The sequence below is a fragment of the Pseudonocardia sp. C8 genome (assembly GCF_014267175.1).
Classification (GTDB): Bacteria; Actinomycetota; Actinomycetes; order Mycobacteriales; family Pseudonocardiaceae; genus Pseudonocardia.
On record NZ_JACMTR010000002.1, the window covers coordinates 2,550,796 to 2,577,194 of the forward strand.

General features: G+C 78.3%; 4 protein-coding genes. 3 read left to right on the top strand and 1 reads right to left on the bottom strand.

Annotated elements, in window-relative coordinates; translation table 11 throughout:
• Window positions 1–352 precede the first annotated feature (352 nt).
• Window positions 353–1,636 (bottom strand): hypothetical protein, encoded by a 1,284-nt coding sequence (locus tag H7X46_RS12505; RefSeq protein ID WP_186359567.1) that lies wholly within the window; start codon window positions 1,634–1,636, stop codon window positions 353–355.
• On the opposite strand from H7X46_RS12505, the gene H7X46_RS12510 reads away from it, so the two are divergent.
• The 3 genes from H7X46_RS12510 (at window position 1,578) to H7X46_RS12520 (ending at window position 26,376) form a co-directional block, all read left to right on the top strand.
• The gene (locus H7X46_RS12510; protein WP_186359568.1) at window positions 1,578–24,752 is read left to right on the top strand and encodes a DUF4781 domain-containing protein; all 23,175 of its coding nucleotides are present in this window, start codon (window positions 1,578–1,580) and stop codon (window positions 24,750–24,752) included. The two genes, H7X46_RS12505 and H7X46_RS12510, sit on opposite strands and share 59 nt — an antisense overlap.
• A 239-nt stretch (window positions 24,753–24,991) precedes the next feature.
• Entirely contained in the window at window positions 24,992–26,242 is a 1,251-nt protein-coding gene (locus tag H7X46_RS12515) for a MinD/ParA family protein (protein ID WP_186359569.1), read from the top strand.
• The gene (locus H7X46_RS12520) at window positions 26,239–26,376 is read left to right on the top strand and encodes a hypothetical protein (protein WP_186359570.1); all 138 of its coding nucleotides are present in this window, start codon (window positions 26,239–26,241) and stop codon (window positions 26,374–26,376) included. The genes H7X46_RS12515 and H7X46_RS12520 overlap by 4 nt, the downstream gene beginning before the upstream one ends.
• Window positions 26,377–26,399: the final 23 nt, after the last annotated feature.

Consider the following 26,399-nt stretch of genomic DNA (forward strand, 5'->3'; position numbering starts at 1 on the left):
CCGGCGCGCCACGTCCGGTTCCGCTTTCCGGTGCGGGCCGATAATCGGCGCACCACCGTTCTTCGCGCGGCACCGGCTGCGTGGCCCTGGCGGTTCGGAATACGTCGCAGGCGGCGGGTTCCCGTTGCTGCGTGCAGCGGTGAGATCGCGCGCGGGCGGTGACGGAACTGGACGTCGTCGGCGGCGGAGTGCACGGCGCGGTGCGCGGAGATCCGCAGCCACGGGCGGGCCGACGGCCGGGTGTGGATCCGGCCCGGCCACGGCCCGGACCGTCCGGCGACGGCGGCGGCTCGGGGGCGCGGCCGGCCTCGGCAGAACGATCGGGATGCCCGGTGCCCTGGACACGGCCCGCTCAAGATCTGTACCGTCCTTCCCCGGGTAGCCGGAAGGGATGCGCTGACGACCCGCGCACACCGTCCGCCACCTGCAGCGCACGTGCGTGCCGCCCGTATCGTCCGGCGGCTCGGCACAGCCCCTGCGTGACGTCTACCGCGGCCGGCCAGCGCACTCTTCCTCGACATTCCCGCGTTCCCCGCGGCGTGAGATGTGGCCGGACCCCGGTCCTCCCGCCGCGCTCTCCCGCTCGGACGGAGTGATCCCGGATGGCCGCGACGGCGACGATCGGCAGGCGGTGCCTCGGCACCGCGCTGCCCATCGTGCTGCGCGCGGCCGTCACGCTGTGCCTCGTGCTCGGCGGCTCCGTGCTCGTCTGGTGGGCCGGTGCCGGCCCGGCGCCGGTGGGGGAGTCGTCCGCGCTGGTGCGGACGATCGCCGAGGAGAAGGAATCGAAGGGGTCGGACACGAAGTCCGGAAAGTCGGACGGGAACAAGAAGTCCGACGGGAAGAAGTCGTCCGACGGCAATGAGCCGTCCGACGATAAGAGGTCCGAGGGCAAGAAGTCCGAGGGAAAGAAAACCGACGGCAAGTCCACTGCACAGAAGCAGTCCGGTGAGAAGTCGGCCTCAAAGGCTTCCGAGCGGAAGCCGGAGAAGTCGGGCGGCGCCTCGCGGGAGAAGTCGGCGGAGTCGAAGGGGAAGTCCGGGGAAGCCAAGTCCGACGACAGGTCGGACCGTTCCGAGGCTCCGAAGCCCGAGCGTTCCGCCCGCTCCGGAAAATCGGACGGGAACTCCGACGGTGACCGGGGCGGCGATCCGACAGGTGACTCGGAGACCGGCTCGTCGAAGAGGGCCGATTCCGGGACGCCGCGGACGGTATCTGCGCGGGCCGGCCAGAATCGGCCGGACGGCTCGGATCGCGAACTCCGCACGCGGAAGTCGGAATCCGGATCGTCGGTATCTCGGAAGGCTGATGAATCGCGGTCCGAGAACCGCGGCGGGTCGCACGCGCAGAGCTCCGGAAGCGGTTCCGGCCACGACACCGTCCGGAGCCCCGTCCCGGCCGAATCGGCGGGGGACTCGGCGACCCGGAAATCGGATACGGACCGGAAGCCGGTCGAGTCCGGGAAGTCCGCCGAGCAGATCCGTTCGAAGGTGAAAAAGGCGGTCCTCGACTCGCTCGATCGGAACGGGTCGTCCGACGGGACCGGCGCGGCGGTGCGGAAGCAGATCTCGAACGATGTGCGCGCGGTCGTCGCCGCCGAGACGGACGGCATCACCGACGCGGCGGTGCGCGACACCCGCCGCATGATCGGGAACGCGGTGCGGGCGGACGCCGGGGAGACGGACGGCTCGCGTCCGGCCGACCGGGCCGACGGGAACGCCACTCGCCGTCCGGCCCCCGACTCGTCGTCCCCCGCCCCGGACTCGTTGGACGGTGATCACTCCGCACGCCGCGCAGCCGCCGAGCCGGACACCCGGGCCGGCCGCGCCGAGCGAACAGACCGTTCGACCGAGGACACCGACGCCTCCGGTGCGTCGCGCCGCGACACCGCGAGCTCCGTGCCGGCCGGGCGTCAGATCCGGGCGGTCCTCGCGGATGCCGGCTCGACGTTCCGGTTGCCGGATCCGGACGAGCTCGCGCGGCCGGGCACCTTCCCGGCCCGGGAGCTGTCCCGCGCGATCCGCGCCGACGTCCGGGAGGCCGTGCAGCGCGAACTCCGGTCCGAGCGCCGCGCGGCCGGCGGTGCCGACGCCGGCGACCGTGCGACCGGCCGGCACGAGGCGGCCCGGCGGGCGGCCGCGGTGGCGTCGCTCCAGGAGGCCGTGCAGCGCGAACTCCGGTCCGAGCGCCGCGCGGCCGGCGGTGCCGACGCCGGCGACCGTGCAACCGACCGGCACGAGGCGACTCGTCGGGCGGCTGCGGTGGCGCTCCGGGAGGCCGTGGAGCAGGCCGCCGGGTACGACCGGGAGGACGCCGACCCGACCCGCGGCGCGGCCGGAAGCCGTTCCCGCGCCGAGCGGGTCGAGATGGCGAATGCCCACCGCGCGGTGGTGCGCGCGCTCTCCGACCGGGCGACGACCGACCACCCGGCTGCGGACCGCGCCACCACCGAGAGCGCCCGCGCCGACGGTGCCCCGGCCGGGTCGCGCGCGGCCCGGCTGTCCGAGGCGGAGCGCGCCTCCCTGGCACGGGCCGTCGTGCGCACGATCGCCGGCGGGGACACCGGCCGGCCGGCGCGACAGCCGGACGCCCGGGAGATCGAGCGGTCGGTGCGGGCCGCGGTCGGCCGGTCGCTGCCCGGCCGGTCGACCACCGATGACGTGACCGCGCTGAGGAGCGTGCTGCGGGGCCTCACCGAGCCGGCCGGCTCCCGGACGGACGGCGACGGGCCGGATCGGGCGCGACTGCTGAACGGGCTGATCGAGCAGGCGGGCCTCCGGTCCGGTGATGACCGGCCGGATCGGGCGCGGGTGTTGCGCTGGCTGATCGAGCAGGCCGGCACCCCGGCCGGTGATGACCGCCCGGATCGGGCACGGGTGTTGCGCGGGTTGATCGAGCAGGGCGCCACCCGGTCGGACGACGACCGGCCGGATCGGGCGCGGGTGTTGCGCTGGCTGATCGAGCGGGCTGGCATCCGGGCCGATGGCGACGGGCGGGACTCCGAGCGCGCCGAGGTGTGGCGTGGGCTGATCGAGCAGGCGAGCACCCGGACCGACGGCGACCGGCCGGGCACGGATCGGGCGGATGCGCTGCGGGCGTGGCGCTCCGCCGTCCACACCGGAGACGGTCCGGACGTCGGCGACGACGGTCGCGCCGACGGCCCGGTGAGCCGGGTGGCTCGCGACCTGGACACGCTGACGTCCGGCGAGCGGATCGGCCGCCTGCTACCGGACGCCGACGGCGTCCGCGAGGTCGCCTCGAGGTATGCCGGTGACCGGGGTGCCGGTGGCGTCCCGGGCGAGGCCGTGGAACTCGTCGACGAGCTGGCCCCCGGTGTCCGGGCCGCCGGGAGCGGGGACGAGGACGCGAGCCGGGCGCTCCGGCAGGTGCGCACGTCCACCAACGCCGCCCTGGAGCAGGTCCGGGACGCGCTGCCGGAGGGCGGTCCCGGCCGCGCGGTCGTGCGGTTCGCCGCGAAGGTGGTCGACGCCGGGCTGTCCGTGGCCCAGCACGTGCTGTCCGCACCGCCCTCCGGGCCGTCCCGGCAGGTCAGGGACACCGGGTCCGGGTCGGTCCTGCCGCCGCTCTCCTTCCCGTCGCGTTCCGCGGAACGCGGTCCCGGCACGGTCTCCGACGGCGGCTCCGGTGGTGGTGCCGGCGGCCCGGGTCCGCTCACGGATCTGCTGGAGGACGCGGCGCTGGTTCCGATCGGCTCCGGGTGCGGGTCGGGACGGGTCGGCTGCAACGGATCGTCGCACCTGGTCAGCGGCAAGTGGGAGACGGTGAGCGGCCGAGGGCCTCCGGAGGGCCACGACTGGACCGTCCCGGACCGCGAGCGCAGCTGGCACGGAACCGACGCGCCGGACCCCGAAGAGGGCTATGCCATATCCGGTGTGGACCGGACCGCCGAGTACGACAACGACTACTACGACCACTACTACGACGACTCGCCCGAGCAGACCGATCGGGTGTTGCAGGGGCGGATCGAGGTCGCCCAGGGCCGCGAGTCGCTGAAGAAGGACAAGCGCGAGGTCGAGGCCGGCACCCTCGAGCGGGCCACCTATCGCAGGCATGTTGCCGAGCAGCGGAAGCTGGAGGAGCGCGTCGACGCCGACGCCGCGACCCTCTCGCCGGACCGCGCCGCACAGGTCGACGAGGTGGTGGACGGCCACCAGCAGCTGGACCGCGAGCAGGCCGAGCTGGCCGCGGAGCGGAAGCAGGTCGAGGCCGGCACGCTCGACCGCGACACCTATGCCGCGCACCGGGCCGCGTACGAGCGGCGTGCCGAGCGGGTCTACGACGCGACCGACGAGCTGGCCGCGGAGACGGGGCACGACACGGCCGTGCCGATCGAGGACGGGACCGGGGCGGGCTGCGCCACCAGCGGCGTGTTCGCCTCGTGCGAGGCCCGTGCGGTGGGTGCGCAGTCCGAGGGCGACAGCAGCGGCGACACGGCGGGAGCGGGCGGCAGCCTCGACGGCGCGAACGGCGCCGACGCGGGCGCGGACGGCCCGGCCGCCGGTGCGGTCAGCGCCGACGGCACCGACGGCACCGACGGCACCGACAGCACCGACAGCACCGACGGCACGGTCGGCATCGACAGCACCGACGGCACCGACAGCTGTCGCGCCCTCGCCGGGATCTCCTCCTGTGCGGTGTCCGTGGACTCCGGTGACCGGACGGCTTCGGCGTCCTGCACGCTGACCGGGGCGGCGCCGGGCTGCGACACCCGGGCCGGGGCCGGCCCGGGCACCGGGTCCTCGGCGCGCTGCGCGACCACCGGCGGCGACTGCCAGCTCGGGAGCTCGGTGAGCGGGACCGGCGCCGGGTCGTGGTGCTCGTCCGGCGGGCGCTGCGACTCCCGGGCGGCCGCGGCCCGTCCGGCGCCGCCCGGCCAGGCCGAGGCGGAACGACCGCGCGGCCGGGGCGAGGCGGCCGCGCACTGCGAGGGCCGCTGCAGCACGACCACGAGCGTCGTCCGACCCGGCGGGGAAGGGACTCCGGCCCAGGCGCACGGGGAGGTGACGTGCGCCGGCGCCCGTCCCTGCACCGGCGAGGCGACCAGCAGCGCCGGCGACCACCGCAGCACGTCCGGGCCCCGGCGTGCCGGCGCGGGCGCAGCGGCCGCGCTGGGCGGCCCACGGTCCGCCGCAGATGCCGACGCATCGCCTGCGGGACCGGGCAGCGCACAGCCTGCCGGGCGCGGCCGCGCTCGGGCCACCCCGGGGGACAGCGCGCCGGCCGGAGCCGCGGCGGGTGGGGCCGCCCGGCAGGACGGCTCCGGATCGGCGCGGTGCACGGTGTCCGGGGGCGCCTGCCAGGCCCGGTCCGGTGCCGTCGTGAGCGCACCCCGGCAGGACGCGCCGCGCACCGCGGGTCGGTGGCCGGCCGACGCGACGACCACCGAGCAGTTCGGACACGGCGAGGCCGAGGCCACGGTGGACTGTGCCGGGCGGGCCGGGTGCACCGGCTCCGGGTCGGTCGACACCCGTGCGGCGGGGTCGCGGGAGTCCGGGGCCCGGGCGGTGCCGGTGACCCGGGAGACCACGGGCTCCTCGCGGTGCACCGCGGAGGCCGGGCGCTGCACCGCAACGAGCACATCGGACAGCCGTCCGCCGCACCCAGGCGACCACGCCGGCCCCGCGGCGACCCTTTGGGGAACGTCGGTGCTCGCCGCCGGCGACGACTCCGCTGAGGACGCCACGCAGGCCGGTGCGCCGAACGCGGACACCACGAGCCGTGCCTCGGCCACGGTGGACTGCTCGGCCGGTACGCGCGGGTGCACCGGCACCGGGTCGTCCAGTACGTCCGGCACCGGCGCCGGCGACCGCACCGTCGACCCGCGGACCGGGAAGGTCACCCCGGCGGTGGCGAAGACCTCGACCGGCTCGTCGGACTGCCGGACCCGCGGTGGGGGATGCTCGACGACCTCGGAGTCGTCGACCGGTGTCGGCACACCGGCGTCCGCCCGCGCGGCCGGCACCAGGCCGGCAGCGACCGGCGGGCTGGTCAGCGTGTCGCACGCGTCGGGCGAGGTGGACTGCCCCTCGGGATCGGCGGCCTGCTCCGGCGAGGTCCACAGCCGAGCCACCGGCGCGGACGCTGCCGTCGACGGTGGCCGCCCGAAGTCCACATCAGGCGGTGGCACGTGCGAGGTCACCGGCGGTGGCTGCCAGGCCTCGACCACCTCGTCCGCCTCCTCCGGGCCGGAGCAGACGCTGCCGGGCCAGGAGCGGGCGAACGCCGGCCCGTCCGCGGTCTCGACGTCCTCGGCGCGGGTGGAGTGCGCGGCCGGGACCCGGTGCTCCGGCACCGCCACCAGCACCGCGACCAGCCACGACCCCGCCACCGGCGCCCCGAGGACCAGCACCGGGCGGGCCTCGTGCACCGGCGGCGGGGGCGAGTGCGCGCCACGGACGACCTCGGTCGCGTCGACCGGGCCCGGCGCCGCGCGGGCGCTGTCCGGCACCGACGCCGAGAAGGCCGCCGGGAAGGGCGCCCGCAAGGGCCCGTCGGCCGCGTCCGCTGCCGGCGCCGCGCTGACCTGCTCCGGCGACACGCCCTGCACCGGCCGGGTCCGGAGCGCCGCCGACGGCACCGACCCGGACGTCGCGCCGACTCCGCGCGGCTCCCACGGCTCCGGCTCCTGCGACGGCGCGACCGGGACCTGCCGGGCGGTCACGAACTCCGGCGCCTCGGCGAGCCCCGACGCCTCGGTGATCTCCCCGTTGGTCACGGCCCCCTCCAGCGACAACGCGACCGTCCGCTCCGCCGGCGACGGGGAGACCGGCACCACCGGCGGCGGCCACGGCCGGGACGAGCGCCGGGCGTCCGGCGAGCAGCCGAAGGGAACCGTGCCGACGGTCCCGGGGGGTTCGCCGGGCGCGGGCGCCAACGTCGCGCCCACCGTGGCCGGCGCCTCCAGCTGGACGAACGCCTCGGCCACACTGGACTGCCCCGGCGGTGAGGGTCGTTGCGCCGGGACCGTCCGCAGCTCCGCGGCCGGCGACGGCGACCCGAACGCGAGGACCGAGGCCAACGGTGCCCGCGGCCCCCCGGCCGGTGAGGCGAGCTCCAGCAGCACGTGCACCACCACCAGCAGCGGATGCCGCGCCCAGACCGGGTCGACCGCGGGCGCGGGCCAGGTCGTGGCGGACACCGTCGCGCTGCAGCGACGCGACCAGGCCGCACGGGCCGACGCGCGGGCCGAGCAGGCCCGCCGCGACGCCCGGGACGCCCGCGCGGAGGCGGCCGCCGCCACGGAGGCGGCGGACGACCCCGGCGCGACCGCCGCCCAGCGCCGGGCCGCCGCGCAGGAACAGGACGAGGCAGGACGGGCGCGCCGGGCGGCTGCGGAGGCCGGCACCGCCGCGGCCGAGGCCCGCAAGGCCGCAAGGGCGCCGGTCACGGACGCGCCGGCGACCCGCAGCACGTCGCAGGCCGGCGGGCAGTGCGCCGGTTCCGGCTGCCGGACGGCCACCACCGGCGACGCCCGCACCGTCACACCGGCGGACGGCGGCCGGGTCGCCGGGCACGGCACCTCCCGTGCCCGCGCCGGCTGCGCCGCCGGACCGAGCGGCTGCGCGGCCGGCTCGGACGCGGCCGTGACCACCGACCTCCGGCGGCCCGGAACGGACGCCGACGGCGCGGGCCCGGTCCGGTCCGGCTCCACCCAGGCCGGCGCGCAGATCGACTGCCCGGACGCCGCCTGCCGCGGCCGGATCGAGACCGGTTCGGGCGCCGCGGCGAGCGCCGACGGGGGCGCCCGCCGAGCGCTCGGCACTGCCCGCGACGCCCGCGAGGCCGCCGACCGTGATGCGCGCGGCACCCGCGCCGGCGACCGCGACACCGCCCGCGCCGGCGACCGCGACACCGCCCGTACCGGCGACCGCGACGCCGCCGGTGCCGGCGACCGCGACACGGCCCGTGCCGGCGACCGCGACGCCGCCCGCGCGAACCGGAACGCGGCCGGCGACTCCCGCGACACCGGGCCGGGCGCACCCGCGACCACCGCCGCCGGCAACGGTGCCGCCACCGACCCGACCAGCGTCTCCCTCGCGGACGGCCACGCCACCTGCACCGGGCGGGCCGGCGGCTGCCGCGCCGCCGCCGGCACCGACGCGACCACCACGGTGACGGGGGCCGCGGGCGTCACCACGACCGCGTCGGCGGAGGGCGCCTGCCGGGCCGGGACGGCGCGCTGCGGCGCCCCGACCCGCAGCATCACCGTCGGCACGGACGACCCGTCGACGATCGCCGCGGACGTCCGGTCCGCCTCCGCGCCCGAACGCGACGGGACCAGCCACGCCGTCGCGACATCCCGCTGCGGCGGCGGCGCGCCGGGCTGCCGCTCCGAGACCGGCGGGTTCGCCGCCGAGCACGCCGCCGAGGTGACCGCCCGCTGCTCCGGGACCGGGTGCGCGGCCCGTACCGAGGGCACCGCGGCCGACCGCACCGCCGGCACGCACACCGCCCGCTCGGCCACCCGCTGCACGGCCGCCGCGGACGGGACCTGCGGCGGGAGCAGCCGGGTCGGCGCCTCCCCGTCCGGGGCCGAGGTGTCGGCGGCCTGCGCCGGCTCGCCGGGGTCCACCTGCCGGCACGACTACGCCGCTCACAGCCGCTCCTCGTCCGGGGCCGGCGGCAACTCGGCCTCGGCGCACGCCCGCTGCGGCTCCGGCGGAGGCTCCGGGAGCGGCTGGTGCGCCACCAGCGCGGTCACCGAGGCGACCGGTGGGTCCGCGATGGCCGCCGCAGCCTGCCAGGGCAGCGCCGGTTCGGGCTGCTCCCACGGCTACCGGGCGCGCAGCGCCGCCTCGGCCGGGGGCGGCGCGGCCCGGGCGTCCGCGGACGGGCACGGCGGCGGGACGACCGGGGCCGGCCAGGTGATGACCTCGGCGCAGGCCACGGCCGGGGACGGCTCGGCGTCGGCCGCGGCGTCCTGCACCGGGAGCGCGGGCACCAGCTGCCGGCACTCCTACTCGGCCACGGCGAGCGACTCGGCCTCCTCCGGCGGGAACACGGCGTCCGCGAGCGCATCCGGATCGGGTGGCGGCGCCATGGGCGGCGGCGGGGTGTCGGTCTCCGCGCAGGCCGACGCCGGTCCGGGGTTCGCGAACGCGTCGGCGTCCTGCTCCGGGGCCGCGAACTGCAGCCACTCGTACTCGGCGTCGGCCTCGGCGTCGGCGTCGGACGGGGCCAACTGGGCGCGGGCGAGCGCGTCCGGCTCCGGTGGTGGTGGCCAGGGCGGCGGCGGGGTGTCGGTGTCGGCGCAGGCCGATGCCGGTCCGGGGTTCGCGAACGCGTCGGCATCCTGCTCCGGGGCCGCGAACTGCTCGAGCAGCTACAGCGCGCACGCCGAGGCCGACGACCAGGCGTCGACCGCGCCGACCTGGAACGAGCCGGGCGGGCAGTGGAAGGCCCACGGGGAGGGCACCTGCTCGGGCAGCGGCAACGGCGGCTGCGGCGTCCAGGCATATGCGAAGGCCGGCCCCGGCGGGGGCGGTGGCGCCACGTGCAGCGGCAACTGCGCGAACTTCACCCAGAGCGGGTCGAACACGTTCACCCGGACCGCGCCGTCGCTGAAGCAGCAGCACGCCGCCGCTCAGCAGCGGGCGCGGGAGGGCAGGACGGGCCCGGACGGCAAGCCCATCCCGATCGAGGACATGGGCAAGAAGGCCCGCGGCGTCGAGGGCAGCACGGACGAGGAGGGCAACCGCGTCCTGAAGGTCAAGCCCGCGGGCGGCGAGGTCAGGACGGAGGTCTGCGCCGACGGCTGCCGGGACGGCGCGATGCTGCGCACCGAGTCCGGCGAGACGATCCGCTACGACCCGAAGACCGGCTTCGACGGTTCCATGCCGACCGAGCAGGGCGCGCGGACGACCGACCGGGTCAGCGGCTCGGAGGGCGTGTCGCTGTACCGGGACGCCGAGGGCAACGGGGCCGGTACGGTCACCGGATCCGGCTCGGTCACCGACGGGCGCACCGGCGAGACCGTCACCTACACGCGCTCGGCGCCGTCGTCGAACAACACGAACACCTACCGGCTGAGCAACCCGGCCGGCTCGCCGTTCCGGTCCAGCTGCAACGGCGGCTGCGAGTACCGGGGCGCGACCGCGACGCCGGCCGCGCCGAAGAGCGGCCGGGACCACCTCGTCGTCGAGGGGGCGTCCGGGGACATCACGGGGCGGGACGGCGCCGGCAACCCGGCGACGATCACGTTCCAGGGCAAGGGGAAGTTCACGTCGGCGGAGGGCGACGTGCTCACGGCAGAGGGCAACGCCGCCGGCTCCCCGGCGAACCAGCTGACCACGATCACGACCCGCGGCCCGAACGGCCAGCCCGGCCGCTACGACATCGCCGGCGGGCAGAGCGGCTCGGTGCGGCTCAAGGAGGGCTACACACTCAAGCAGGACGGTCGCGCGTGGATGCACGAGTTCAGCGACTACGAGCAGCTGACGGCCCTGAACCAGGGCGGCGGCCTCCCGCCGGAGATCGTGCTCGGCACCGGCTGGGGCATCGGCGTGACCACACCGGACGGACAGGGCAAGGGAGGCACGCTCGACTGCGAGGGCCACTGTGACCTGACCCGGCCGGCCGGCCAGCACCAGACGCCGCGGAACTACCAGCCGGTGCGGCTGCACCAGGAGCTGGGCACCGGAGAGGGGACGAACCCGCACGGCACCGGGTCGGTCGAGAACCTGGGCGCGGGCGGCGTCGTCGAGCTGACCGACCCGTACGGCAACCGCGGCCGGTGCGAGGGGGCCGGCTGCGGGGTCGTGCAGCGCAACGGGCCCGGCGGCGGCACGTTCTGCCACGGCGAGAACTGCTGGACGTCGAACACGAAGGGTGACTTCCAGAACAGCACGAAGACCGGCGGCGGCGCGTACCTGCTGAACCCGACGTCCGACGGGCGCAACTCCGGCCGGGGCTGCCAGCCGGGTAGCGGCGGCGAGTGCACCGGCGGGGGCAGCACGAACCTCGGCTGGTACGGCAGCAACCGGGACGGGTCGCTGAACCTGATCACGGACAAGGACGCCCGCCGGGCCCCGATGGACACCCCCGTCGACGACCAGCTCAAGCAACTCGACAAGGAGCGCTACCAGCGGGACGGCACGCTGCCGATGCTCTCGCCGCAGGCCTACCAGCAGCTGAGCCCCGAGCAGCAGAAGCAGTACAAGGAGTCGCTGAACCTGTCCGAACTGGACAAGGGCCTGGCCGTGCTGGACGTCGGCGGCGCGGCCAGTGACGCCCAGTACGACCTGGACCAGGTGGCCCGGCGCAAACCCGGGTTGGACCGGGCCATGGACGCCGTCGAACGGGCCAACGAGGGCGGCATGACCGACGGCGAGCGGCAGCGGCTCGCGCCCGAGCTGAAGAAGATCGACGAGGCCGGCCGGCTGGTCACCGACTTCGACATCGCCCGGCGCACCGTGGAGGGCGCGGCCTCGATCAGCGGGCCGCCCACGATCGACGGCCACCGTCCGATCAGTGCGGACAACCAGGAGATGGCAGGGGACCCGGCGCTGATCGGCCGGCTCGCCGAGATCAGCGGCAACCGGCGGGCGAGCTACGACAGCGAGATGGCCGCGCTCGGCCCGCACGTCGGCGTCCCGCACGGGACCACATCGGACGGCAAGCCGCTCGACGTGCACGGCGACCCGATCACGAACCCGACCCGCGAGGAGGCGACCCGGGCCGCGGCGCAGCAGACCGCCCAGCTGAGCCTGATCCCGCGGACCAACGACGTCCAGCGGCGGACGGCTGTGCTCGGCAGCCGGATGTCCCAGATCGAGAACGGCGCGCCGACGACGCCGGCCGAGATCGCGAGCCTGACCGACGAGCGGGCGGCGCTCGTCGCGGAGAACGACCTCATCGAGGAGGTCCGGGGCCGGCTGCCCGAGGGACCGAAGCCGGAGCCGGGGCGGACGGCGCTGCTGCGCCGGTACGACCAGGCGTTCGCCGACAGCTCCGGCGACCCGCTCATGGCCGGCCGGCTGCGCGCCATGAACGACCTGCAGACCCGCGCCGATGGGCTCGGCGCCGCGATGGAACGGTCCGGGGACCCGGACCAGCGCGAGCTCGCCGGGAGCATCCGGACCCTCGGCCGGCTCGGCGAGCTCGGCTACGCGACGGCCGCGCACGACACCGGCTCCCGCTCGGCCGCCAACAGGCTCGACGACCTGCGGCTGCCGTCCACCGGCGCCTCGGACACCTACTTCGCGCTGCGGTCGGCGAAGAACGCCGGGCCGTGGCGGGACCACGGGGGAGGCCCGGCGGGCTACTTCGACTCGATGGGTGCCTCCGAGGAGGCCGCGGCCGGGATCCTGGACCGCTACGGCGAGCCCGTGGAGCGCTACCGCGGCCGCACCGTGGCCGACCGGCGCGCCGAGTACGCCGCCGAGGGCACGCCCGAGGCCGTGAGCACCCGGCTGTTCGGGGCCCAGCGGGTCGGGGACACCGGGAACGACGCCGAGCTGGAGAAGGCGCTCGAGGCACAGCTCGGGCCCGAAGCGGCCGGGAAGGTGCTGGAGACCGCGTCCGAGGAGGACGGCGGCGACGGCGAGGTGCACCGGCGCAACTTCGCCTACAAGGACGCCAAGACCGGCGAGTTCGGGTTCTCCACCGTCTACCTCGTCGAGAACGAGGACGGCGGGACCACCATCGTCGACACCGACGGATCCCACTACGAGGACCTGGAGGACTACCAGCACCACAACGAGAAGTTCCGGCCGGACGACGAGCTCGTCGTACCGGAGGAGTTCAACTCCACCGACGGCCCGGTCTCGCTCCGGTCGGCGGACGGCCACGAGACGTCCGGCTGGGACGTCGCGGCCGAGGTCGTCTCCGTCGGAGCCATGGTCGTCGGCGGTGGGCTCGTGCTGACCGGTGTCGCGGCACCCGTCGGCACGGGTCTGATCTACGGCGGGATGGCGGTCGGTGCGGGGACGTCGGCCGTGCACCTGACCCAGCGCGCCCAGCACGGCCAGACGATCAACCCGATGGAGAGCAAGGCGGCCGCCTTCGAATGGGTCAACCTCGCGGGGAGCGCCGTCGCCGGCGGCGGGGCCGCGACCCGGGTGCTGGCCCGGAGCGCGACACCGATCGCGGTCGGGCGCGGCGCCGAGATCACTGGCAACGTCGCGCTCGGCGGGATGGGCGCCTACGCCATGGGCGACACCGTGTACCAGCTGAGCAGCGGCAAGCTGAGTCCGGCGGAGACGACCCGGGCGTGGATCACCCTGGCCGAGAACGGCGTCCTCACCGGGGTGGCCGGGCTCAACGTGGGCAAGTCCGTCATCACGAACCGGCGGGCCCGCGCCGGGACCGCCGCGCCGGCCCGCCCGGACGGTGCCACCGACCCGGCCGCGCTCCTCGACGGGCCGACCCGTCCGGAAGCGACCGCGCTCCCCGAGCCGGCGGTCCGTCCGGAGGGGACGGTGTCCCGGGCCACCGAGCCGGGCGGGCCCGCCGACGCACCCGTCCGCCCGCCCGGGAGCGACCCGGCGGCGGCCCCGGCGCAGGGCGGCACCACGCGCCAGGTGGTGAACGGGATGGAGGCGCCGCGGCCCGTCGAGGTCCCGCGCCGCCCCGCGGCCGGGACACCCGAGACGACCCGGGTGGAACCGGCACGGAGCCGCACGACCGAGCGACCGGAGCGGACCGGGCCGACCCGGTCCCCGGCACGGCCCGAGTCCTCCCGGACCGAGCCGACCCGGACCTCGGCCGAGGGCAGCCGGACCCGATCCACGACCGGCTCCCGGGCGGTGCCGGTCCGGGGCACCGAGCCGTCGTCGCGGTCGTCGCGGACCGGGGGTTCGGTCGAGGGCACCCGCGCCCCGGGCGGCTCGCGGGCGACCCCGGGCCGGGGTACCGAGCCGGTGTCCGGCTCGTCCCGGTCCCGCGGCGCGGTCGAGGGCAGCCGGGCGTCCGGCGGGTCGCGGGCGGTGCCGGGCCGCGGCGCCGAGGCGGCGCGGTCGCGGGGCGCGGTCGAGGGCAGCCGGGCACCGGGCGGGTCGCGGGTGGCGCCCGGGCGGGCCGCGGAGCCGGCGTCGGGGGCCGCACGGTCCGGGAGCCCGAGCGAGCGCACGGAGCCGACGCGCTCGCAGGCGCGAAGCGAGGCCTCGCGGGCGGAGCCGGCCCGGACCTCGGCCGAGGGGTCCACGCGCGCCTCGGTGGGCTCCCGGGCCGTGCCGGGTCGGGGCGCCGAGCCGGCGGCCGGGTCGCCGCGGCCGGGAACCCGGGCCGACGGAACCCGGGGCGGGACCTCGGCGGGCTCGCGGGTCGCCCCCGGCCAGGGCTCCGAGGGGGCCGGCTCCGCGCGCCCGCGCGGCCCGGTCGAGGGAAGCGGGACGCCGGCCGGCTCCCGGGTCGCTCCCGGGCCGGGCGCCGAACCGTCCGCCGGCAACACCCGGCCCGCCGGCCAGCCCCCGACCGGCGCCGGCCAGGGCAGCGGCACCGGCACCGCCCGGACCGGGCAGTCCGGGACCGAGGCCCCCGCCCCGACCGGCACCCGCGCCGGCGCGGCCCGGCCCGGCGACGAGGCCCGGTCGGGTGCTCCCCGCGGGGCCGGCACCCCGGGCCGGAGCGCCCTGCAGGAGCCCGGCCGGGGCGGGCCGGGGCGGGACGGGACCCGTCCCGCACCGCCTGCCGCGCCGGCGAGCGGCCGGGACGCCCAGGCGGTGGAGGCCGGGCGCGCCGACGGCAGCGGCGGCACCCAGGCACCGCCCGGCACCTACACCGACCCGCGCGCGAGGGCGCTGGCGCGGGCCCACGACGGCACCGTGGCGGACACCGCGCCCCGCGGTGGTTCCCAGCACGGCGAGACCCCGGACAACAAGGGTCCCCCGGCAGGGACGGACGATCTCGGTTCCGTCCGTGGCACGGCCGCGGACGAGGCCGGCGCGCCCGGCGCGCCGGGGCGCGGCACGACCGGTGCCGCGACGGACCCGACCACGACCACCGACAGCACGACCACCGACAGCACGACCGGGACCGGCCACGGGGCCGGCGGGAAGGACGGCGACCAGGCAGCGCATCCGACACGGGAGGGCACGGCCGGCGGGACGGCCGGGGCCCACGAAACCGGTGCTCGCACCGGTGACTCGGGACCGCACGCGACCACGCGTGCGGAGTCGACGTACGACGCCGAGGTGGACGCGGCACGCGTCCGGGCGGAGACCGCGGAGGCGGTGTCGCGCGCCGAGGCCGCGCGCACCGAGGCCGGCGACTCCGGCGTCGCCGGGACAACCGGCGACCGGGCCGGGAAGGCCGACGACCCGGTGGCCGGGCGGGAGCACACCGCCGGCGAGACCGGACGGACGGCCCCGTACTGGCACCTGACCCGGTGGCGGTACCGGCACGACCTGGCGGCCATGCGCACGGCGGAGAGCGCGCCCCTGCGCTCGGCCACGGGCCGCAGGGCGCAGGGCTGGGACGAGATCCGGGCGGCCCTGTCCACCGAGGCCGGGCGCCTCGCGGACGAGGTCGGGGCCGGAACCCGCACGGTGGACGACGCGATGCCGGCGATGATCGGCATCCTGGCCCGGACGCTGCGGGAGCACCCGGACTCGCCGCTGCACGGCAAGCGGGGCTGGAACGGCCCCGCCCGGGCCCGGCCCGGCCAGCTGATCGGTGCGCTGGCGATGGCCCGGGACCGGGCGGTCGTCGAGCAGTGGACCGGCCAGGGCAAGACGGTCAGCCTCGCGCTGGCCGCCGGCGCGCGGGTGCTGCTGCGTCACGACCACGTGAAGTGGGTGACCCCGAACGAGGCCCTGATCGACGGCGCGTACCGGATGCTCCGGCCGATGCTCGACGCGCACGGCAGGGTGACCGCGCGGGAGACGCCCGCCGCGAGCAGGTGGACCAGGGAGGCCGCGGACCGGGCCGACGCGGTCGTCGCCACCCTGGACGCACTCCGGTTCCGCGTGCTGGAGGGGCGCAACGGGATGGGAACCGCCCCGCGCCCGGCGGACTTCCTGCTGTTCGACGAGATCGACTACACGCACCTCGACCAGGCCCGGGTCCACGCCCGGCTCGCCGCCCCGGAGCCCGGCGCGACCCGGCCGGTCGGCGACCTGGGCCTGGCCCAGAACCTCGCCGAACGGCTGACCCCGCACACCGCGGACACCCCGGACGGCCACTTCACCACCACCGGCGGCCGGATCGAGCTGACCGGGGCCGGCGTCGAGACCCTGCGGCACGGCCCGCGCGGGGAGCGGCACGCCGGGGTCGATCTCGACGCCGACGCGGCGCGGCGCACCCGGGTGCAGAACGCCCTGGCCGCCAAGTGGGTGATCCGTCGCGGGGAGGACTACGTGGTCGGCCGGGAACTCGACGGCCGCCCGGCGGTGCTGCTGATCGACCAGGCACGGGGCCGCTCGATGCCCGGCCACCGCTGGGACCAGGGCCTGATGGAGGCCGTGGAGTTCCGCGAGTTCGGCGCGGACGGCGTCGGCCGTCCGACCCGGACCGTGGACGCCCTGAGCCTGCACGACTTCATCGGGGACACCGAGTTCGCCGGGACGACCGGCACCGTCGGCGGAGCGGCCGGCCGGGCCGCGTTCGCCGAGGACTGGGGCAAGCGCGTCGTCCACGTCAAACCGGACACCCCGCACCGGCGGGTCGACCTGACCCGGACGTTCCGCACGGTCGCCGACGCGCACCGCGGGCTGCTCGCGGACGTGCAGCGCGCCGTCGCCGAGGGGCTGCCGGTCGCCGTCGACGCCCGCTCGGTGACCGAGGCCCACCAGGTGTCGGCGCTGCTCGACGAGCACGGCATCCGGCACCGGCTGCTGACCACCGAGCAGCACCTGGCCCCGACCGAGGACATGGCGGTGGCCCTCGCCGGGATGCCGGGCCAGGTGACCGTGAGCACGCACATGATCGGCCGCGGGACCGACATCAAGCTCGGTGGTGACGCCGACTGGGTCGCGAACCGGCTCCTTCGCCCCCGGCACCCGGACCTGGACCGGGCCCAGGTGCGGGCCATGGCCGGCGAGATGGTCGAGCGGTTCCGGGCCGGCCTCGACCGCGAGGGCGGTGGCCTGCAGATGCTCGTCCTGGGCGACCCCGGCTCTCTGCGCACCGAGATGCAGTCCCGGGGCCGGGCCGGGCGCGACGGCCAGTACGGGGTGTCGCGGCTGTACCGCTCCGGCGAGGACCGGCCACTGGAGAACGGGCAGTTCACCTACGCGGAGACGCGGGTCGGCAGCGCGGCCACGCGGGCGGGGGTCGTCGACGAGCTCACCGGGGGTGCCGCCGCGACGGCCGAGCGGCTGTTCGCGGCCGCCCGTGCCGGGGAGCCGTCGGCCGGCCCGGCGGGCCCGGCGCGGCTCGGCCGTGACGGACCGGGGAACGTCCGGCTGACCCGGGCACAGCGCGCCGCGCTGCCGGCCCTGGTGGACGTCAACACCTCGAACGTCGCGCTGGAGGCTTTGGCCCGGGCCCGGCTCGGCCGCAGCGTGCCGGGCCTGGACGACCAGCAGAACGAGCGGCTGCAGCAGCTGGTGGCGGCGGCCGAGGCAGGCGGCCTGCCGGCCACCCACCCGGCCGCGCCCGGCTACGCCGAGATCGCCGAGCTGATCCCGGCCCGCGAGCTGCGGCCCCGCCACCACGACCTCGCCGACGCGGAGCTGCTGCTGGCCGAGGCGGCGCGGGCCGAGGTGGCGATCGGGCGCACCGCCCGGCTCGCCGAGGCGGTCGGCCTCGATCCCGCGGGCCTGTCGGCGACGCTCACGGTCGCGCAGCAGATGCTGGACGACCGGCAGCGGGACCCGGGCCGGGCCGCCGCGGAGGGCCGGCGTCCCGGCTGGCAGCGGCTGCGCGTCGGCACGCTGCGCGACCGCGAGCTGGTCGCGCTGCTGGAGTTCGCCCGGGGACGGCCGGAGGCCGAGATCGCCGCCGGCCTGGATGTGCCCGTCGGGGAGCTGGGATGGTTCCTGCGGACCGACCCGGCGAACCCGGGTGTGGTGGTGCAGAAGCTGACCCGGGAGTCGGCCAACGACGCGCTGACCGGCGGGCAGCGCCCGACCGGCCGCCACGTGCGGACCGAGGCCCAGGTCCGGGCCGCGGCGCTGCACGACCGGCCGGCCGGGCCGGCCCGGGCGGCCGTGCGGGACGCGCTGCGCGCGGCCGAGCAGCAGGCGCACCCGCTGGAGCGCGCGCTGTTCCACGACCCCGCCAACCGGGTCGAGGAGCTGGTGGAGTCCCTGCCGGCCGCGCTCCGGGACCGCACCTACGGCCGGTTGATCGAGGCCGGGCTGCACTCGGTGGCGCAGGTGCACGCCGCGCACACCGGCACGCTGCGCGAGGCCGGGCTCGGCCGGGCCACGATCCGGTCGCTGCGGACGATCACCGGCACGCCGGCCGGGGGCCGGTCACCGGTCGACGACCGGGCGGGCCGGCGGGCCTCCCTGGGTGCGGCCCGGGAGTGGGGCATCCAGGAGCTGGCGGTCGCGCTCGGCCGGGAGGGCACCCGGCCGGTGACCGCCCCCGAGCTGGCGGCCCTGCGGGACGCGGCCGGGCTGGACCGGCTCGGCGTGCTGCTCGACGGCGCCCGGGACCCCGGCCCGGCTGCGGTGGGTGACGCGCTCCTGGCGGCCCACGCGGGGGCGGGTCCGGTCCCGATGCCGGGGACCGGGCCGGGTGGTCGCGCGGTCGCCCTGGTGATGCTCGATGCGCGCGTCGCCGCGCGCGCCGGGGCACCCGGGCGCCCCGCCTCCGGGGCCGCCGGGACCGAACCGGCCGGCCGGACCGGGCGCGGATCGACGGGCCGGGGCGGGACCGGACCGGCCGGCACGGCGGGGAGCGGCCCGGCCGGCACCGTGGGGACGGCGCCCGCGTCGCCCCGTCCGGTGAGCGGTGCCGCCGGCGGGGCCGGGGGCGGACCGGACGGCCACGCGTCCGGGGGCGCCGCGCCGTCGCGGTGGCACGGGGGCGCGGCCGTCCCGGGCGCGCGGGGCGGTGCCGGGCCACGCCGCTGGGCACCGTGGCTGCCGCGCGGCCCGCCGGCCGGGCGGAGCACGGTGGAACGGCTCGCCGGGGGGGTGATCGACCACCCGCTGCCGAGCCGGCGGACGACGGCGCGCGACCAGGCCGGATACACCGGCGCCGCGACGGACGGTCTGCCGGGCCGGGTGCTGCGCGGGCTGGGCCGGGCGATCGCCGTGTCCGGGGCGACGGTCGTGCTTCTGCTGAGCACGGCGCCCGCCGCGGCGGGCCTCACCGCTGGAAGCCCGGCTGCCGGGACGTCCGCCGTGGCCGGGGTGGCCGGATCGCCGACCGCCGGCCCGGGGGCGAGCTCGCCCGCTCGCGCGCCGACGGCAGGTCCGGCGGCCCGCGGGACCGCACTGCTCGGGGCGTCGAGCACGGGCCCGGTGGCACGCGGTACGGCGTCGCTCGCGACACCGACCGCCGGACCGACGGCGCACGCCACGGCGGCCCCCACCGAGGGCTCCGGCCGGCTCGGGGCCGGCCGGGAGTGGGTGCGGACCCGGCCCGGGGACTCGCTCTGGGCGATCGCGACCAGCGCCGGCCTGACCTGGTCGGAGTTCTACCGGCTGAACGCCCAGCGGCTCGACCGCTTCCCGGCGCAGGGCCGGGACCTCGACCTGATCTATCCGGGGGAGCGGTGGCGGATCGCCCCGCCGGCCCCGCAGCGTCCCGAGCGCCCGGAGCCACCACGGCATCCGGCTCCGGACACGCCCGGCCCGGGCACGCCGGCCCCGTCCACTCCGGCCCCGAGCACCTCGGACGCTCCGCCGGGCGGGACCGAGCCGGGCGGACCGCGCGTGACCGAGCCGGCCGGGCGGGGTCCGTGGTGGACGCTGCTGCGCGTCGGGGTCCCGGTACTCACCGCGATCGCACTCGTGGCCGCCACCCTGCCGTGGGTGCGGTGGCTCGTGGCGGGCCGCGGCACCGGCCCGCGGGCCCTCCCCGGCCTGCGGGCTGCCGTGCGCTCCGCGTCGGCCGCCGCGGGCAGTGCACGAGTGGCGGCGACGCGCGCCGTGGATGGTGCACGAGCGGCGGCGAGGCGCGCCGCGGGTGGTGCACGAGTGGCGGCGGAGCGCGCCGCTGGTGGTACCCGGGCAGCGGCGACACGCGCCGCGGGCGCCGCGACGGCCGCGGCCGGACGGACGGCGCGGGCCGGCCTGCGTGCCCTCGGCGGGGCGAAGGCCGCCGTGCACACCCGGACCGCCGCGACCGTCACCGTGCTGCACGCGGCCTGGGTGCTCGGCGGGCGCGCCCACGACGTCGGCCGGTGGCGGCACGAGCTGGCCCGCCAGCGGAGCCTCGTCGCCGAGGGACTGACCACGGCGCAGCAGGCGCGGCTGTCCCGGTTGCACCGGCGGGCGCCGGCGGGCACCGACCCCACCCGGATGATCGCCGACGCCGTCGGCCTGCACCCGGCGGCGCTGCGCCGGATCGTCGCGACCGCACCGCGGGGCCGGGTCGGCAGCAGGCTCGCCCCGGCGGCGTTCCGGGACGCCGTGGCCCGGGCCGCCCGTGACATCGCCGGGGCCAACCCGCGCGACCGCCAGGACGTGGCAGCCACGGCGGCCGCCCTGCACGCGGCCGCGACCGCCCGCCGGGCCGCGCTGGCGGCGGCCCTGGACCGACTCGGCCCGGGGCGGCCCGGGGCCGCGGGGCTGCTGCGGCGGGCCGCCCGCGGGGGCGGGGTGATCGGCCGGGTCACGGCCGCCGCGCGCGGGCTGCGGCTGGACCGGCCGGTCCGCCGTCCCAGCCGCGCCACGTCGGTGACGGCCGGGGCCCGCCGGGCGGCCTGGCTCGCGGCCGGCGGCGGCCTGGCCGGCGGGGCGGTCGGCGGCCTGCTGATCGGAGCCGGTCAGATCCTGCCCGGAGTGCTGGCGGCGCTCGTCCTTCCGGCCGCGGTGGTGGCCCTGCGGCCCGGTCGCGGGGGCCGTTCGGCCCGCGGTCCGCCGCGCTGGGTCGGCGCCGCGGCGAGCCTGCCCGCGGCCGCGCTCGGGACGCTGGCCGGGATGCACCCCGGCTGGGTGGCGGGGCTGTTCACGGCGGCCGCCGTGCCGCGGCTGCTCGCGGCAGCCGTGAGCGTGCTGATGGTGTACCGCAGCGTGCACCGCCGGCTGGCGCAGGCCGCGCACGGCGGCGCCGAGGCACGCGTGCGCTGGCTGGCGACCCGGTCCGCGGCGCTGACGGCAGCCGTCGCCGGCGTCGCCGCGGTCCTGGTGACGACCTGGTTCAGCAGCCCCGTCGCCTCCGTCATCACGATCGCCGTCGCGGCCGGGCTCGGCCCCGCACTGCAGACCAAGGACACCGGTCTCAAGCGGCTGGCGAACGCCGTCTGGGGCGTCGTGTGGGGCATCCCCACCGGCCTGGTCGCCATCGCGATCTCCTACCGGCTGCCGGCGCCGGACCTGGTCGGCTGGCTCACCGGCCTGGCCGTGGTCACGCTGGTCGCGCTCGCCGGCAACGTGGTCGCGGTCTGGGTGATGGACCGGCTCGGACGCTGGGGCGGCGTGTGGGCCGCGCGGGCGGTCCGCTCCACCGGAGACCTGCGAGCCCAGCTCGTGGTGTGGTGGCTGCGGACCAACCTGCTCGGGCTCAAGGACGCCGACCTGCGCAGCGAGCTGCTCAAGCTGGACGGCCCGGTCGGCGCCGTCGCCGCCTACCTGGTGCTGCGACCCTGGCAGCCCGGCGAGCCGCTGAGCTGGGTGGCGCTGCGCGCCGCGCTCGCGTTCGCCCTGGTCGTCGCCGTGAACCGGGTGCGGGACCGGCTCGACCACCGCCTGGACCGCTACGCCGACCGGAGCACGCGACGCCTGCGGATCGCGCCGAACGGCCCGGCCACGGGATCCCGGTACGAGCGGCTGCGTGCGATGCTGCCCGGCGGGTACCGGACGGTGGCCGCCGCCGAGCACCTGCGGGACGCGCTCGACGCGCTGCTGGGCGCGGCCGGTGAGCCGCGCGGCCTGCCCGGCGACCCGGCCGAGCGGGCGGCCCTCGCCGACCGTCTCGCCGGCGTGCTGGAGCGGGTCCTGGCCAGGGCCGCACCCCGGGCGGCGGAGCCGGTGCCGGACACCACGGTCCCCGGCGCCGAGCCGGTGCTCGCCCAGCTGCGCGCCGCGGCCGCGGAGGAACGGCGCTCCGCGGCGGCCCGGGAGGAGCAGCAGGTCGTCGTCGTGGCCCACGCGCTGCCGGTGCTGGCCAGGCTGCTCGAGCGGGTCCGGGACCGGGACGGGCTGGGCCGGGCCGGGCGGCAGGATCTGACCGGCCCCGTCGAGCTGCTCCAGCAGGTGCTGGAACGGCTCGGGCACGGGGCGCTGGCCGGCCTCGTCACCGACGCCGGGCCCGGCGCCGGCTGGGATGCGCTCCCGGCACCGGGGGACCGGCTGCTCGAGCAGGCCGACCGGCGCCGGACGATGCGTGCCGAGCACCTCGCCGGCCCGGCCACCCGGTTGGCGACCGTGCAGCGGGAGCTCGCACTGGCCACCGGCGACCCGGGCGCGTACGAGCACGCCCTGCAGCGCCTGATCGGCATCCACGGCCGGCTGGCCCGCGAGGCCGCCCGGCACGCCGAGGCCGACCCGCTGCACGAGATGGTCCGGCTGTTCCCGGACCGGGTCCACGCCCTGGGCGAGGACCGGACGCCGCGGGACGGCCTGGACCCGCGGGAGCGGGCGCTGACCGTCGCCGCACTCACCGTCCTGCACCGCGCCGGCGAGCTCGGTGCGGCCGCGCGCAGCCGGTTCGTCGAGCGCGCCCGGGAACGGGCCCGGTGGCGCGACGCCATCCGCACGGCCCGCGCCGCACCGGCTTCCCCGGCACCGGCAGCTGCCGGGTCGGCGCTGGAGGTGCTGCTCACCCTGGCCGGTGAGCCGGGTGCACGCACCGCGGCCGACCTGGCCGCCCGCTACGGCGACGGGCCGTGGTCGCGGCTGCTGACCGAGCTGGCCGGCGCCGGTGTGCTCACCGGCGACGCCCGTGCCGGCTACCGGGCGCAGCCCACCACCGTCGCCCGGTGGCGGTCCGCCCCGGCCTCGCTGCGCCACGCGCTGCGGCACGACGCCCGGGCGCTGCCGGGTGGGTCCGCCCTCGACCCGCTGACCCGTACCTCGGTCGAGGCCGGCGGGGCCCGGCGCGGTCACGACGCGCTGCTGGAGCTGCTGCGCACCGGTACCCGCGCGTTCCGGCACCCCGGCGACGGGCTGCGCGACGACCTGGGCCTGGTGCTGACGTGGCTGCGCGGGGCCGGGTACACCCTGGTGCACGCCGAGGGCCGGATCCGGCGCCCGGCCGCCCGCCCGTCGCGCCACGGCCCGGGAACCGGCCACGCCGCCGGGGCCGGCCACGCTCTCGAGGCAGGATCGGGCCGGGCGGCGGCCGGCGGTGCCGGAGCGGCGGAGCTCGACCTGAAGCAGCTGCTCGCCGACCACCTGAGGTCGGCCCGGCTGAGCGAGCGGCTGTTCGTGCGGGCCCGGCGCGCCCACGACGCCGCGCTGCGGGCCGCGGCCCGCTCCGGGCCGCGCGGCCCGCCCGGCCCCGTCGCCGAGCTGGTCGAGACCACCGAGCGTGCCCTCCACGCCGCCGCGCACGGCGTCACCCAGGCGTTCGCCGCGCTGGCCGAGGCCACCGAACTGGCCGGCCGGGTGTCGTCCGAGGCCGGCACCGACCCGCACGAGGTGCTCCGCCTGCTCCGCCCGGCCCAGCGGGTGCTGGAGCGCCGGCCCGGCGCCGACCCGGTGCGGCCCGCGGCCCATGACGAGCTCGGCGACGTGCGGCGGGAGATGCACGCGGCGCGGGCGGCGCTGCGCACCGGACGCGACCGGACCGCCGTCCACCGCGCGTTCGCCGCGCTCCGCCGCCACCACGGCGCCGATGCCCGCGCCCGGGAGGCCCAGATCGACCGCACCGCGGGCGGGGCGCTGCGGATCGGGGCCGCGATCCTGGAGGCCCGCGCGTTGATGGCGGCTCTCGGCCCGGGCACCGTCCCCCCGGACCCCGGGCGGCCGGCCACCCCGGGTGGGATCCTGCCCGGCGACGACGGCGGCGGCGCGGTCGCGCAGACCGGCGCCGACGGGGCCGCAGTCGCCCGGACGACCGGGGGCCTGACCGGTCCGGTCAACCAGGACGCGGCCGCGGTCGGGCGGACCCCGGACGGGCGCTGGTACGCGGTCGTCGCCGACGGACTGTCCTCCGGCGTGCGCTCCGAGGCCGCGGCGCGCGCCGCGGTCCGGCGGGCCCGTTCCACCCTGCTCGCCGGGGGTGGCGCGCAGGAGGCGATGCAGGCCGCGTCGACGGTCGTGACCCGGCTGGGCCGGGCCGCCGGCCGGGCGGGCCGGGACCACCCGCCCGCGACCGCGCTGACCGTGGCGGTGCTCCGTCCCGGTGCCGGGCAGCGCCACGTCGCGGACGTGGCGTGGATCGGTGACGTGCGGGCGAGCTGGGTGCCCGACCACGGCGCGGTCCAGCTCCTCACCGCCGACCACGCGCGGGGACGCGCCCTGACCCGGTGGCTGGCGCTGGACCGCGCTCCCGCCGCGGAGCACGCGCGGTCGGCCGTCCACGGTCCGGGCACGCTCGTCGTCCTCACCGACGGGGCGTGGCGGCGCAGCGACCCGGTCGTGATCACGGGTGATCCGGCGGCGACGGTGGCGGCGACGCTGGCCCGCGCCGGGGTCGAGGGCCGGCCGGACGACAGCACCGTGGCCGCAGTCACACCCGGCCAATCACCGCCCGTCCCTGGACAGGGCGGCAGTAGATCGACAGCATGAACGGCAGTAGCCGAGATCCGGGGGGAACGATGGCTATCGACACGTACCGTCCACACCGGTCCGATCCACGGGCACGCCCGTCCGGTGTGCACGCACCGAGCCGTCCTGGAGCCAGCTGAGCCCGACCGGGCCGGGGGACCGGCGACCGGGCCGAGCGCCGCAGGTCACCGGTCCGATCCGCCGGTGAATCCCACGTGCACGGACGGGACCTCCTGCCGTGCACAGGAGGAGACCTCCTCATGGACACTCTGGTGCGACGCTGTGCCCTGCCGGGGTGCAGCGAGACGATCGAGCAGCAGGCCGACCGGCCCGCGCGCCTCTACTGCAGCGTCGAGCATCGCCGGGAGGCCCGGCGCCGTCGCGCGGAGCACGCGCACCGGTCCGACCCGGTGTCGCCCGACACCGGCCGCCCCGCTGTGACCATCCGGGACGCCGCGGCCACATCGGAATCGACGCGGGTGCGGGCACCGGACACCCCGGGTACGTCCGCATCGGACGCACCGGCCGCGGGTGCCGCGTGTCCCGGTCCTGCGGCACCCGGTGGCGACGGCCGGCGGGGCGGGCAGCCCGCGGTCACCGGCCCGGCACTGGCCTCCGCGCTCACCCACGACACGCTGGTCCGCCCCGCACCGCGGTCCCGGGCCCGGCGGTGGCGGGGCGCAGGTCCGCACGGCCCCGCGGACGCTGCCGTGCGGGCCCGGGACACCCGCCGGGCGGACCTCGTCGCCCGTGCCCGCGCACCGCTGGGGAACGGTCCGTACCGGGTCGCCGTCGTCTCGCTGAAGGGTGGGGTCGGCAAGACCACGGTGGCCGCCGGCGTCGGGCTGGCCCTGTCCGAGCAGCGCGGCGACCGGATCGTCGGCGTCGACGCCGCACCCGACCTCGGCACCCTCGCCGACCGCCTCACCGGCCCGCTCCCGGCCGGTGTGCCCGACCTGCTGGCCGCCCGCGACCGGGTGCGGTCGGTGTCCGACCTGTCGCGCTACACCGGACTGGCCGGTCGGCTGGTGGTCGTGGCGGGCGAGCAGGATCCGGGCACCGCCGAGGGCATCCGCGGTGACCAGCACCGGCAGGTGACCCGGCTCCTGGGCGACTACTTCGACGTCCTGATCACCGACTGCGGGCCCGGGATGATGCACTCCGCCGCCCGCAACGCGGTCGCCGAGGCCGACGTGCTGGTCGTCGTGGGGGAGGTCGCGCCGGACGGGGCGAGCCGGGCGTCGGCGACCCTGGACTGGGTGGCCGCCCACGGCTACCCAGAGAAGGCGGCCGACGCGATCGTCGCGCTGAACTGCGACCGGGCCGGGACGATCGTGCCGATCGAGCCGGTCCGGGAGCACTTCCGGGCCCGGGCGCGCGCCGTGGTCGTCGTTCCGTACGACCCGGCGCTGGTCGCAGGCGGGCGGATCCGGGCCGAGGACCTGCGGGACGGCACCCGCGACGCCTTCCTCGAGCTGGGCGCACTCGTCGTCGACGGGCTCGCCCGATGAGCCGGCGGGCCAGGACGAGGATCCGCCGGGCGGCCCGGTCGTCGAAGCGCGCGATCGCCACGACGATCCTGATGGTGACCGTGGTCGCCCTGGTGGCCGGCACGGTCATGGCCTCCGTCCCGGCACCGCCCTGACCCGGCCGCCGTGCCACCCCGAC

What these genes read in the sequence shown, in the direction of transcription:
- H7X46_RS12520 (WP_186359570.1), top strand. Translation starts at nt 26,239, where the DNA reads ATGAGCCGGCGGGCCAGGACGAGGATCCGCCGGGCGGCCCGGTCGTCG.
- H7X46_RS12515 (WP_186359569.1), top strand. Translation starts at nt 24,992, where the DNA reads ATGGACACTCTGGTGCGACGCTGTGCCCTGCCGGGGTGCAGCGAGACG.